Below are 12,536 nucleotides of genomic sequence, written 5' to 3' on the forward strand. Positions count from 1 at the left end.
CCAAAGCAACCCCCGAGCGCCACGCTTGCGCGCCGCCGCCAGAGCGGGGATGCTGGAAAAGAATGAGCACCGACGCCCCGATAGGTACGCCAGCGCGACCGCCCCGCCCGATCGCGACGCCCTGCGTCAAGGTCTGCGCGGTCGACGGCGCCAGCGGCTATTGCCTGGGATGCCGCCGGACTCTGCCGGAAATCGCCGGCTGGGCGAGGCTCTCAGACAGGGAAAGGGCGGCCATCATGGCCGCCCTCCCCGATCGTCTGGATCCGATGATCGCCCTGATGGCGGCGACCGCGGTTCGATCTTAGCGGCCGACCTCAGCGCGAAGCCTGGGTCGCGCCGATGAACGGCGCGCAGACCTGATCACGTTCGGCGATCAGCTTCAGCTTGGCGTTGCCGTCGGCCGAGTCGGCCTTCTTGCGGGTGTTGTTCATCTTGGTGATGGCGTCGATGCGGACCGAAGCCTTGCGGTCGGCCGACTCCGCACGCAAGAACGCGTCGACCGCGGAGGTGTCCAGCTTGCCCAGGTTTTCCGAGGCGGCCAGAGCGCTGCAGCGCGAGGCTTCGACGAACTGCTTGTCGGTGGCGCCGGCGTGAGCAACGCCCGCGATGGAGCCCGCGGCGACGAGCGCGATAAGGACGGCTTTCATGGCGATAATCCCTCTATAGCCATTTGTTCTGTGGCCTACAGAGATAACGCTGGGCGAAAGTTTTCCGAAGTTAATTCCAGGACATGAAAAGCATTACACAGGCGTAATGAAGAATATTAAATCGATGTAATATGAACAATGCTCAGCACAGGAATATACTTGTTACCCTATTAGTAACCATGGCGCGAAAATCGCTTTGCCGATTCACGCCTTGAAAACGCCTGCCCGCTAATGATTAGGCATCGGCCGCAGAAGCGGTCTCACAGCCGATACGGCAGGGTGTCTTGATGTTGAGGTTCGCGGCGATCGCACTCGTGGGAGCCCTGTCAGCGGTGGGCGCGGCCAAGGCCGTCGTCTCCCTCGACGATCTGCGCCATCCGGAGCTGCGCGCGCCTTCGGCCGCGACGGCCACGCTCGGCGGCGCCGAAGGCGGCGCGGCCCAACTGACCAAGGACCGCGACGGCCACTTCTGGGCGCAAGGCAATGTCGACGGCAAGGCCGTTCGCTTCCTGGTCGACACCGGCGCCACCGCCGTCTCGCTCAGCATGGCCGACGCCCAGCGTCTGGGCATCGACACCAGCAAGCTGAACTACGACTACAACGTCATCACCGCCGACGGCCGCACCCGCGCCGCCTCGGTCAAGCTGGCCACGGTCGCCATCGCCGGCGCCAAGGTCCGCGACGTCGACGCCCTGGTCATCGAGAAGGGTCTCGAGACCTCGCTGCTGGGCATGAGCTATCTGGGCCGGCTTTCGCGCTTCGAAGCGACGCCGACCTCGCTTATCCTGCACCCCTAGCTAGGCGGGGAGTTCCACCCGCTCCTCGCGCGCCGCCAAGGCCGCGCGCACGGCGTCCAGCGCCCTATCCACCACATCCAGACCAGCGCCGGCCTTGACGCCCTCGACCGTCAGGATGCGCCGCCACGCCCGCGCGCCCGGCAGGCCGTGGAACAGGCCCAGCATATGCCGGCTCATCGCCGCCAGATGCGTTCCCGCCGCCAGTTCACGCGCCAGATGCGGCTTGTAGCGCTCGACCGCCTCGAAGCTGTCGACATCGGCGACATCCATGCCGAACACCCGCCGGTCGACCTCGCCCAGCAGGCCGGCCTCATGATAGGCCGCGCGGCCCAGCATCACCCCGTCGACGCCATTGGCCAGATGCTCCAGCGCGGCGTCGACGGAGGGCACCCCACCATTGATGGCGATGGTCAGGTTCGGCCGCTCACGCTTGAGCCTATAGACAAGCTCGTAGTCCAGCGGCGGGATGTCCCTGTTTTCCTTTGGCGACAGGCCCTTCAGCCAGGCCTTGCGGGCATGGACGACGAAGCTCTCGACCCCAGCCGCCGCGCTGGCGTCGACCAGGGCGAACAGCGCCGCTTCCGGGTCCTGGTCGTCGACGCCGATCCGGCACTTGACCGTCGCCGGGACCTTCACCGCGCTCTTGATGGCGGCCATGCAATCGGCCACGAGGTCCGGCTCGCGCATCAGGCAGGCCCCGAAACGGCCGCTCTGCACGCGGTCGGACGGGCAGCCGACGTTCAGATTGATCTCGTCATAGCCGTAGTCCTCGGCGATCCGCGCCGCCCGCGCCAACTCGGCGGGATCCGACCCACCCAGCTGCAGCGCCACCGGATGCTGCTCCGTATCATAACCCAGCAGCTTCTCGCGATCGCCATGCACGACGGCGCCGCTGGTCACCATCTCGGTATACAGCAGCGCCCGGCCCGACAGGACGCGGTGCAGCGACCGGCAATGCCGATCCGTCCAGTCCATCATAGGTGCAATAGAGAATCTATGTGCTTGAAATTGCTGCATTTTTAGAACATAATCAAAGGGCTAGATGGTCGGCGTGTACACCGAAAATACGACGGAATACGCCACTTTTCGCCACGGTACGACGCGTCACTGTACACAGGGAGTACACGAAAATTGGCCACGTTCGTGCGGCTCCCATCCGGGTCTTGGCGCGCCGTCGTTCGACGCAAGGGCGCCTATATAAGCGAGACCTTCCACCAGCGCGAGGACGCGCGGCGTTGGGCCACGGGCGCCGAACGCGCCATCGATCTGGGCAGCAAGCCCAAGACCACGCGCATCGTAGACAAAAGAACCCTGGCCGATCTCGTGGACCTCCACATCGAGGACTTGCAATCGGTGGGCAAGAAGATCGGCCGCTCAAAGCTGGCCATGCTCGAAATGTTGAAGACCGACCCGATCGGGAAAACAAAATTCGCCGAACTCGACCGGCTGAAGCTCATCGCTTTCGGCAAGCGCCGCGCCAGGAGCGGGGCCGGCCCCGTAACGGTCGGCATGTATATCGGCACGATCAAGACCGTCCTGATCACCATCGCGGCGTTGCATGACATCGAGACCCGGCCCGACCAGGTCGACGTGGCTCGCGTCGCCCTGGTTCACCTGGGCCTGATCGGCAAGAGCAATGAGCGCGACCGTCGCCCCACCGACGAGGAACTGGAGCGCCTGTTCCACTACTTCGACACGAAGGAACGCCTGATCTTGCCGATGTCGCGGATCATGAAGTTCGCGATCGCCACGGCCATGCGTCAGGACGAGATCTGCCGGGTCGTTTGGGACGACTACCTGCCGCGCACGAAGATGCTGATCATTCGAGACCGGAAGGACCCCCGAAACAAAGCCGGCAACGACCAGAAAATCCCGCTTCTGGCCGCCGCAGGTTTCGACGCGGTGGCCTTGATCGAGGTGCAGCGGCAACTACGGCGCAACGCCGAACAACGCATCTTTCCCTATAATGGCAAGTCGGTCAGCGCCGCCTTTACGCGGGCTTGCGCCAAGCTGGCGATCGTCGATCTCCACTTCCACGATCTACGCCACGAGGGCACCAGCCGGTTGTTTGAGCTGGGCCTGCGGATCGAACAAGCCGCTTTGGTCAGCGGCCACAAGGATTGGAAGATGCTGAAGCGCTACACCCACCTTCGCCCGGAATCGATCCATGATCTTCTTGCCGGCAGAACGGCCGCATAAGGCCGACTCAAGCGGCGGCAGCCCCCTTCTCGGCGTCGAGTGCTAGCTGAACCGCAGGCCTAGCCATGACCCGCGCGGCGTGCGCGCAGATGTTGGGAAACGGCGAGAGATCGAAGCCTGTGAACGCTCTCCCCACCGCTGGATCACGAAAAGATAAGCGCCGGGGAGCGTGAAGGCCGAACCGGTCAGGAACGCCCGCCCATCTGCGAGCTCCTGCTCGATCAACGCAAATCTGCGATTCAGGTAAGCTGTGGTCGAGGCGCGAGCGTCCGGGGTCAACTCTGGATCGAACAGCCGCCCGAACGGCTTGTGCAACTCGGTGCTGAGGTAGGCCAAATAACTGTTGGCCCGTGCCCGCTCAATCGTGCCGGAGAGCGCCAGGCGCGTATCTGTCGACGAGATACTGCGTAGTCGCAGGACCTTCGGTTAGAACCTCCCCGTCATCGAGCTCCAGCGCGGGCGCGTAGCCTTTCGGATTGATCGCAAGATAGTCGTTTCCCGACTCGCTTGGTCACCGGATCGACGCGGTCGAGCGTGAAGGGCAGATCGAGTTCGCGCAGCACGATGTGCGGCGACAATGAGCATGAGGAGGGAGAGTAGAACAGCTTCACTGGATGTACTTTCTATAGAAATATTAGAAAAGCTTCATGGAGTGTCGCTTCTGTCAGGCGAATATCGTCCGGCTGGTGGATGAGGTGTCCTGCCGTCGTGCGCGGCGGCGCGGATCGCTTCCATCGCCTCAGGCGCGTGAGTGCATCGGTGTACGAACCGACCGCACGGAACCGCTTCACACCGGATCACGGCATCCCTGTTTCGGCCGGCAAGCCCCTTTGCACGATCGGCGTAAACTGACGCTGTGACAGCGCCCAACGGGCGGAAGCGGTCTCTGAGCTGACCCAGGAAGTGGACATTTAGGCTCCTAGGTCGAAGCTCGTAGGCGCGCTTGATGGATAGCGCCCGACCCGGTGTCTATCGAACCTGATTTTGAGTCGTCAGGGGAGCGGGCATGGCCGCCGCTTCGGTGGTGAGCCATTGGCAGAAACGCTCGACCTTTGGGCTGGACGGGAAGCGGGGCTTGGCCACGTAAAGATAACCGCTCTCCACGAAGCCGAAAGGCGCGACAAGCCGGCCGGACGTGATGTCTCCGGCCACCAGATGCCAGGGCGCTACGCAGACGCCCAGGCCGGCGCTCGCCGCTTCCAGCGTGAAGGCATAGTGCTCAAAGATCGCGCCGGTCGGCTCGACAGCTGGAGCTTGGGCCTCAGCCACGTCGCGCCACATTGACCAGGCATTCAGGCGGGTCTTGGTTTGGAGCAGCAAGTCGGCCGAGAACGCGTGGGACGGCTGTCGCTGTATCCGCCGCGCCAACTCAGGCGTGGCGACCGGACCCAGCCATTCCTTGAACAGGCTGTGGACCTGTTGGCGGCCGGCTGGCCTTGGCCCCGGCTCCTCCACCGTAATAACCAGGTCAGACTGTTCGCGCCGAGCGACGGTGGAGTCGTTCTCTGCCCGGAGGCGGACGTCTATCTCCGGATGCAATTGGCGGAAACGGTGCAGCCGAGGAATGAGCCAGCGCATCAGGAACGTGCTCAGGCACGAGACGTCAAGACTCAAATCCTCGGCTGGGGTGATAGACCGCGCCGCCATTTCGATCTGGTCGAGCGCGGAGGACAGCGCCGGGAGGAGCGTGCGGCCCGCCGGGGTGAGCTGTGGCTTGGTGCGCGGCCCCGCGAACAGGTCCACACCCAGCACCAGTTCCAGGTGCTGAATTTGCCTGCTGATCGCGCCGGGGGTGACGGACAGCTCCTCGGCCGCAGCCGTCATGCGGCCGAGCCGGCCGGCGGCTTCGAAGGCGCGCACCGCCGTCAAAGGAATGGGGCGTCGTTTCATCTTTTGAGAATAACACACATAAAATTGGACGAAATCTCGATTTCATCCGCCCGAATGCTCGAGGACAATGGTTTCATTACAACGAAAAATTAGCGGAGATTAGCGATGCCGTTTGTCCGGACATCTATCCTAAAAGGCACAAGTCAAGATCGCAAGAACCAGATCGTGGAAGGCGTGCACGGGGCGCTGGTAGAGGCCATCGGCATGCCGCAAGACGAGCTCTTCAACCTCGTTTCCGAGTACGATCCAGGGGACTTCTTTTATGATCGCAGGTTCAACGGGATCGCGCGGTCGGATAGCCTCGTGATGATTGAGATCACCATGCGTCGCGGGCGGAGCGACGCCATGAAGCGAACACTCTATTCCCTGATCGGCGCGCGGCTGAGCGGCGTGGGGGTGTCGCCGAAGGACGTATTCGTCTTCATGCACGAGAACGACTATTCCGACTGGTCGGTCGGCAATGGAGTCTTCGCAATGGCCCTTGTCCAGCATGTCAAACGGCGTTCAAAACTGACCCCCGATCGGCGTCCAATATTGACCCCTTTAGCCTCTGTTCCCGGACCGGCGGCGAGGCGCGTAGCGGTCAGCTAGCGCAGCGCGTCGCCGCCTAGTGAGCCACTGATCGTTCAGCCGCCCGGAGGGGGTCTGGGGGAGGTTGAACAAGTTGTGGATGACGCTGGGCGCGCCGGTCAGGCGCGGTTCCTGAGCCGCCAGCTGTCGTTGCCGGTCTCGACGATATCGCAGTGATGGGTCAGGCGGTCGAGCAGCGCCGTGGTCATCTTGGCGTCGCCGAAGACGGTGGGCCACTCCCCGAAGGTTAGGTTGGTGGTGATGATCACCGAGGTGCGCTCGTAGAGCTTGCTGACCAGGTGGAACAGGCGCTGGCCGCCGGACTGGGCGAACGGCAGATAGCCCAGCTCGTCTAGCACCACGACGTCCAGACGTGAGAGCTGGGCGGCCAGGGCGCCGGTCTTGCCGCGCCGGGCCTCGTCCTCGAGGCGGTTCACCAGATCGACGGTGTTGAAGTAGCGACCGCGCGCGCCGGCCCGCACAACGTTGGCGGTGATGGCGATGGCCAGGTGGGTCTTGCCGGTGCCCGTGCCGCCGACCAGGACGATGTTGCGGTGATCGGCCAGGAACGAGCCGGCATGCAGGGCGCGGACCAGGCCCTCGTTGATCGGCGAGCCGTCGAAGGTGAAGCGCGCCAGATCCTTCATCGCCGGCAGCTTGGCGGCTGTGATCCGGTAGCGGATGGAGGCGGCCTGGCGGTGCGCGGTCTCGGCCTTGAGCAGGTCGGCCAGCATCTCCAAGGCGGTGCGATTGCGCTGCAGGCCCGTGGTCACCGCGTCGTCGAACGCGGCGGCCATGCCCTTCAGGCCCAGTTGGCCCAGGGCCTCGATCATCTCATGCCGCTGCACGGGGACCTCGCAGCAGGTCGTAGCGGGCGCAGTCGGCGATCGGCGGGTGGCGCAAGGCCAGGGCCTGGGAGGTGGTGATCGCCTCGGGCCTGGGCGGCTCGCGCCGGCGGGCCAGGATGTTGAGGATCACCTCGTCGCTGGCGGCGCCGGCGTCGAGAGCTTCGCGGACCGCGTCGTCCACGGCATCCAGGCCGTCATCGAGGATGCTGGCCAGCACCCGAACGAAGCGCCGATCGGCCTCGTCACCCGAGCCCAGCCGCTTGCGCAGCCGGGTCAGGGCGGGCGGAAGAGACCAGTCCTGGAACGGCGCGCCGTTGCGCAGCGCCCCGGGCTTGCGGGCCAGGACCGGCAGGTAGTGCCAGGGATCGTAGACGGTGTGGTCGCGGCCAAAGCCGCGGGGATGATCGGCCACCACCTCGCCGTCGCACAGGACCATGACCCGGTCGGCATAGGCGCGGATCTGCACCGCGCGCCGCGCCGCCCTGGCCTCCACCGAGTAGCGGTTGCGGTCGAAGTTGATCAGGCAGGTGGCCTGGGCGACGGCCTCGACCTGGTGGAAGCCGTCGAAGGGACCTACGAACGGCGCCAGGAACGGCCGCTCGGCCTCGAACACCTCCTGGACCGTGCGGTCGCGATACTCGGGGTGACGATCGTTGCGGGCCCGGCGCTCGCACTCGGCTTCCAGCCAGCCGTTCAGCTCCTCCAGGGTCCTGAACCGAGGGCGCGGCTTGAAGATGTTGTCGCGGGCGTAGCCGACCTGGTTCTCCACCTGGCCCTTCTCCCAGCCCGAGGCCGGGGTGCAGGCCACCGGCTCGATCAGGTAGTGGGAGCACATCTGCTCGAAGCGCCGGTTGAAGCGCCGGGTCTTGCCGGCGAACACCGCCTCCACGGCGGTCTTCATGTTGTCGTAGATGCCTCGCCGGGTGACGCCGCCGAACAGCGCAAAGGCCCGGGCATGGGCGTCGAACACCATCTCCTGGGTCTCGCGTGGATAGGCCCGGATGTAGAAGCGGCGGCTGTGGCTGAGCCGCAGGTGGGCCACCTTCACCGTCAGCGGCGTGCCACCGATCTCCACCTGATCGTGGCTCCAGTCGAACTGATAGGCGTCGCCCGGCGCGAAGCTCAGGGGCACGAAAGCCTCGACCGGCGAGCTGACGCCCCGGCGCTGATCGGCCCAGCGCCCCGCGTAGCGCCGCACGGCGTCGTAGCCGCCGTCATAACCCTCGCGGCTCAGCAGGTCGGCGATCCGCGTCAGGGTCAGTCGGTCCTTGCGGGCCCCGGACGCATTGGCCTCCAGCATGCCCTCCAAGCGGTCGATGAAGGTCCCCAACTTGGGATGCGGCTGCTCGCGCCGCTCGTACTCCAGCGAGGTCTCTCCCGACCTCAGAACCTTGCGCACCGTGTTGCGCGCCAGGCCCATCTCCCGCGCGATCGTCTTCACGCCCTTGCCCCGCGCGAAGTGCTCGCGCCGGATCTTCGCCACCGTCTCCAATACCAACATCCCCGTCTCGATCCGCGACTACACAAGCCGCCGATCTGGCCATCAAAGCCTCAAGGACAGGGGGTCATTTTTGGACGCCGATATCCCCGAGAAGGGGGTCACTTTTGCAAGCCGAAACACATCCAGCAGCCAGGGAGTGACGCCTGACTCCTGATGGCGGGCGACGATCAACATTCGGCCCCTTGGTGACGATAACCAAGCACTCAGGCGGGCCGCAGCACGCCACCCCGTGTCCCTTGCGGCGGAGCCGATGGGCAAGCGTAGGGTGCGGGGCCCGCCTGAGCCGACACAAACTCTCCGTGGCGATCTAGGATCAGAAGCGGACGCTCCAGGACTCAGCCAGGGATAGCAAACAGATAGCCAAATACTGAGAAAGGTGGAAAGCCGGTCCTTCAGACTGGCCTTTTCGAGCGACCGCCCTGCGCCAGGAGCCGCCGTTGCATGAACTAAACTTAAGGTGATGCGAAGACCGGCGCATGCGAAAGCCGTCTTAGACTGGAACGGGAGTACTGAGGGCATGAAGTAACCGAGTGCGCCGCTGACCGAGCTTGCCTACCCGACAAGTATCGATGTCCAGTTGCCGGAAATCCAGCGCACGCGACGCCAGTTCCTTAACTATGGCATCCCTGCGGCTTGCGTTGCTCTAGCTCCAAGATCGGTGCTTGCGGCCCCCAAGGCACCGCTCTGGACTGTCAAGAAGGGCGGCAAGCGCATCTATGTTCTAGGCGAAACCCTGCCCCGCCCCGTTGATTGGCGCGTGCCTGAGATCGTGGCCTTGCTGGAGCGTTGCGGCCGTCTGTGGACCGAGACGAACCAGATCTACCGGCGTCCCGGTGGAGAACTCATCAAGCAGTTTGGCATGTCGACGTCGCCCTCGCCTCTGGAGCTACTGTCGCCGGAGCATTTGGCCCGTTTGAAGACGGCAATGGCTCTGAGCGCGGTATCTATGAGCGATCTAGCTGGCGCGCGGCCGTGGCTGATCGGCGCTACGATTGAGGACGCGGGTTACAAAGCCGCAGGCCTGACCGGGAAATCGGCCAATGCCGTTCTCAGCGCACGGGCCACCGAAATTGGGATTCCAGTCTCGAGCGAGTTCGAGGTGAAGGACGACGTCTTTGCCTGGTTCGCCAGCATGACCCCGAAACAGGAAGCGCAGTTCCTTTGGCTACGCCGTCGATGGCGCGTTGCTGGGCCGCGAAGGTTCCGAACGGATATCGACAGACTGGCTCGCGGGCCGACAGGCGACGGCGGCGGATTTTGTCGATCACGAACGTCGCGATTATCCGGAGCTTTATGCCAAGCTCACGGTCGAACGGAACCGCGCCTGGGTTCCGCGCTTCGAGACGATGCTGAACGATCCGAAGCCGACGCTGGTCGCTGTTGGTCTCGATCACCTTGTCGGCCCGGAAAGCATGCTGGTCCAGTTGCGGCGCGCCGGATTTGAGGTCAGCTGAGGGCCAATCGTGCGCGGGCTCATTGGCTCTCGAGATCTACTCTTCGCCCATCCAGAGCTTGAGGAGTCCGCTAGCCTGGGCGGCGCGCCTGGCGGCGGCCAGGCCCGAGCCGTCGGCCATCACGTTGCGCGCCCAGATCGAATTGGCGGCGTTCACCTGCGCGGTTGTGGCGCGCGAAGGCCTGCCCCCCCGGGGCGTCATGCTCCAGTAACCGGCTTCCAGATTATGCCCCCCGGCTCGACGTGGAAATGGTTGGGCACTTGCTCGACATGCGGAAATCATCCCATCAAGGTTGTGGCCAAGCGGGACCGATCGACTGCGGCTTGGCAAGACTGAAACACGGTCAACCGCGCGCCAGCGTCGCCGCGACCACGGATGAGGCAGCCAGGGGCGAAGGCCGAAGCCGCCGCCTGCCTGCGGACCTAAAAAGTCATGTGTTGCGGCAGCAGGTCACGGACACGCATGGTGATCGCCGTGACGGCGGCGCCAATTGAAGATGTGGGCCGTGGCCAGGGTGAGCCCGCCAATCACCGTCAGCGGACGCTCCCACCCGGCCGACGGAACCTCAAGGGCGCCGGCCAACATCAAGCCAAGGCCCAGGGCCGCCATGGCGACAAGCGCCCAGGCGTGCGGTCGAAACGCCCGCCAGTCCATCAGCGCCATCAACGCGATCGGCGCCGCGGCGCAAATGAACACCACATGCACCCATTCGGCATGGGCCCAGACGCCCAGGAACGGCAGGACCAGGGCCAGCACCGGCAAGGCCAGGCAATGGACGAGGCACAGGGCCGACAGGCCGATCGCCGAGGCGTCCATGGCGCGCGCCAGGGTCATTTTCATCGCAGGCCTTCCTTTCAATTCAAAAGCATCGCCCCGCGTCACGTCTTCGGCGCAGGCGTCGTCCAGGGCTGTCCACGTCGCCCGCACCCGGCGATAGGCTTGCCGGTTGGCGTCGAGCGCGAGCCAGGTTTGGAACGCCGCCGCGTCCGCTCGCCCAAGACCTCGCGAATCCCGGCGAACGATCCAGTAGGCGGCGGCCTCGCTGGGTTTCATGCGCCTCAGGCGTCGCGCTCGGCTCCAGCCGAGCAGACCGCTCGCCTCGAAGACGGCCCGCAGGGTCACAGCGACTCGCAAAAATAGACCCGCCGGGGTTCCTCGCCCGGCTCACCCGCTCCAAAGGCGTGTGGCGGGGCGAACCGGTAGAGGACCAGCAGCCATTCGGCATCCTCCAGACTGAGCCCCAAGACCGACGCCACCCAGGCCGGGCTCGGCTCCCGATCGTCCAGCATAAGGACAGGGTAAGCGGCTAGTCCCATGACGGGAAAGGATCCGGCAGCTTGGTCCAAGCCTTGGGCCCAAAGCCGAACTGTAGGTCCGACAACAGGCAGTCGTTGAAGCAGCGCGTCAGGGCCTCGTGGTCCATGTCCTGACCGATCAGGACGATCTCCTGGCGCCGATCGCCGTGCTTGGGCTTCCAGACCTTCTCGATCGCGCCCCGCCAGGCCGGATCGTCGGGCCACTGCTCGCGCGGCGCCGTCGCCCACCAACGCCCGTGAGGACCATGCTGGGTGACCGCGCCAGCCTGGCTCCAGCCGCCGACCCGGTCATATCGCGTGGCCAGCCAGAAGAAGCCCTTGGAGCGGATCACCCCGGGCCATTCCCGATCCAGCCACGCCTTGAGCTTCTCTGGATGGAACGGCTTGGCCGCCCGGTAAACGAAATGGCCGATGCCGTATTCCTGCGTCTCGGGCAGGACCTCGCCCATCAGGGCCTTTTGCCAACCGGCCGCACCTTGGGCGCGTTCATAGCTGAAGAGGCCGGTGTCGAGAACGGCGTCCAGCGCCACCGCGCCGTGCTCGGCGTCGACGATCTGGGCGTCGGGATTGAACGTGGCGATGATGCCGCGCAACCGCCCAAGGTCCTCAGGGGAGACCAGGTCGGTCTTGTTCAGCACGATGACGTCGGCGAACTCGACCTGCTCGACCAGCAGGTCCACGACCGTGCGATCATCGCCCTGCCCCGCCGTCTCGCCGCGATCGGCCAAGCGGTCGCGCGAGGCGTAGTCGCGCAGGAAGTTGAAGGCGTCGACCACCGTGACCATGGTGTCCAGCCGCGCCACGTCGGCCAGACTGTCGCCGGCCTCGTCGCGGAAGTCGAAGGTGGCGGCCACCGGCATCGGCTCGGAGACGCCCGTGGACTCGATCAGCAGGTAGTCGAAGCGGCGCTCGGCGGCCAGGCGGCGAACCTCCTGCAACAGGTCGTCGCGCAGGGTGCAGCAGATGCAGCCGTTGGACATTTCCACCAGCGTCTCGTCGGTGCGCGACAGATCGGCTCGCCCCTCAGCGATCAGCGTGGCGTCGATATTGACCTCGCTCATGTCGTTGACGATCACCGCGACCTTCTTGCCCTCGCGGTTGCCCAGCACGTGGTTCAACAAGGTGGTCTTGCCCGCGCCCAGGAACCCCGACAGCACGGTGACCGGCAGGCGCTTGTCGATCCGGCCGGGCCGCGGCGCAGTTGAAACCTCGATCATCGGGACACCTGAGAATGTTATACTATAACACCTATACCCAGCACCCCTCGGTGCGGCAAGCGCTATTGTTATAACATAACACCCATGCTTAAGCGGC

General features: G+C 64.9%; 12 protein-coding genes and 3 pseudogenes. 6 read left to right on the forward strand and 9 right to left on the reverse strand.

Translation table 11 applies throughout. From position 1 onward, the window contains the following. The first annotated feature begins 62 nt into the window (after window positions 1-62). Entirely contained in the window at window positions 63-305 is a 243-nt protein-coding gene (locus ACW175_RS13940) for a DUF1289 domain-containing protein (protein ID WP_492100647.1), read from the forward strand. Window positions 306-314: 9 nt separating this feature from the next. On the opposite strand, the gene ACW175_RS13945 is transcribed toward ACW175_RS13940, so the two are convergent. Then, a complete protein-coding gene (locus ACW175_RS13945) occupies window positions 315-647 on the reverse strand; it encodes a hypothetical protein (RefSeq protein ID WP_492100648.1) in 333 nt (110 codons plus the stop codon). 287 nt (window positions 648-934) lie between these two features. On the opposite strand from ACW175_RS13945, the gene ACW175_RS13950 reads away from it, so the two are divergent. Next, the gene (locus tag ACW175_RS13950; RefSeq protein WP_492100649.1) at window positions 935-1,444 is read left to right on the forward strand and encodes a TIGR02281 family clan AA aspartic protease; all 510 of its coding nucleotides are present in this window, start codon (window positions 935-937) and stop codon (window positions 1,442-1,444) included. On the opposite strand, the gene dusA is transcribed toward ACW175_RS13950, so the two are convergent. After that, a complete protein-coding gene (gene dusA / locus ACW175_RS13955; RefSeq protein ID WP_492100650.1) occupies window positions 1,445-2,461 on the reverse strand; it encodes a tRNA dihydrouridine(20/20a) synthase DusA in 1,017 nt (338 codons plus the stop codon). It abuts the gene before it with no gap. A 126-nt stretch (window positions 2,462-2,587) separates the two neighbouring features. On the opposite strand from dusA, the gene ACW175_RS13960 reads away from it, so the two are divergent. Further along, entirely contained in the window at window positions 2,588-3,643 is a 1,056-nt protein-coding gene (locus ACW175_RS13960) for a site-specific integrase (protein ID WP_492100651.1), read from the forward strand. 358 nt (window positions 3,644-4,001) lie between these two features. Here the strand turns inward: ACW175_RS13960 and ACW175_RS13965 are convergent. Together ACW175_RS13965 and ACW175_RS13970 are read right to left on the reverse strand one after the other, a co-directional pair. Then, a pseudogene (locus tag ACW175_RS13965) lies at window positions 4,002-4,130 on the reverse strand (thioredoxin domain-containing protein); the annotation flags it as partial. 482 nt (window positions 4,131-4,612) lie between these two features. Beyond that, a complete protein-coding gene (locus tag ACW175_RS13970) occupies window positions 4,613-5,533 on the reverse strand; it encodes a LysR substrate-binding domain-containing protein (RefSeq protein ID WP_492100652.1) in 921 nt (306 codons plus the stop codon). Window positions 5,534-5,638: 105 nt separating this feature from the next. Between ACW175_RS13970 and ACW175_RS13975 the strand changes: the two genes are divergently transcribed. Further along, window positions 5,639-6,124 (forward strand): tautomerase family protein, encoded by a 486-nt coding sequence (locus ACW175_RS13975; protein WP_492100653.1) that lies wholly within the window; start codon window positions 5,639-5,641, stop codon window positions 6,122-6,124. A 98-nt stretch (window positions 6,125-6,222) separates the two neighbouring features. Here the strand turns inward: ACW175_RS13975 and istB are convergent, their stop codons facing one another. Together istB and istA are read right to left on the reverse strand one after the other, a co-directional pair. Continuing rightward, a complete protein-coding gene (gene istB, locus ACW175_RS13980) occupies window positions 6,223-6,951 on the reverse strand; it encodes an IS21-like element helper ATPase IstB (RefSeq protein ID WP_492100654.1) in 729 nt (242 codons plus the stop codon). Continuing rightward, window positions 6,938-8,452 (reverse strand): IS21 family transposase, encoded by a 1,515-nt coding sequence (gene istA / locus ACW175_RS13985; RefSeq protein WP_492100655.1) that lies wholly within the window; start codon window positions 8,450-8,452, stop codon window positions 6,938-6,940. Before istA ends, istB begins: the two co-directional genes overlap by 14 nt. A gap of 658 nt (window positions 8,453-9,110) precedes the next feature. On the opposite strand from istA, the pseudogene ACW175_RS13990 reads away from it, so the two are divergent. Together ACW175_RS13990 and ACW175_RS13995 are read left to right on the forward strand one after the other, a co-directional pair. Next, window positions 9,111-9,602, forward strand: a pseudogene (locus ACW175_RS13990) (TraB/GumN family protein); the annotation flags it as partial. 34 nt (window positions 9,603-9,636) lie between these two features. Further along, a complete protein-coding gene (locus tag ACW175_RS13995; protein ID WP_492100656.1) occupies window positions 9,637-9,906 on the forward strand; it encodes a TraB/GumN family protein in 270 nt (89 codons plus the stop codon). A gap of 450 nt (window positions 9,907-10,356) precedes the next feature. On the opposite strand, the gene ACW175_RS14000 is transcribed toward ACW175_RS13995, so the two are convergent. From ACW175_RS14000 to zigA, 3 genes and pseudogenes are all read right to left on the reverse strand, one after another. After that, window positions 10,357-10,746: a MerC domain-containing protein gene (locus tag ACW175_RS14000; RefSeq protein WP_492104968.1), complete on the reverse strand. Its 390-nt coding sequence runs from the start codon at window positions 10,744-10,746 to the stop codon at window positions 10,357-10,359. 90 nt (window positions 10,747-10,836) lie between these two features. After that, window positions 10,837-10,959, reverse strand: a pseudogene (locus tag ACW175_RS14005) (DUF4880 domain-containing protein); the annotation flags it as partial. A gap of 253 nt (window positions 10,960-11,212) precedes the next feature. Continuing rightward, the gene (gene zigA / locus ACW175_RS14010) at window positions 11,213-12,439 is read right to left on the reverse strand and encodes a zinc metallochaperone GTPase ZigA (RefSeq protein WP_492100657.1); all 1,227 of its coding nucleotides are present in this window, start codon (window positions 12,437-12,439) and stop codon (window positions 11,213-11,215) included. Window positions 12,440-12,536 lie beyond the last annotated feature (97 nt).

This window comes from Caulobacter sp. FV1ye6ST, from assembly GCF_058681225.1.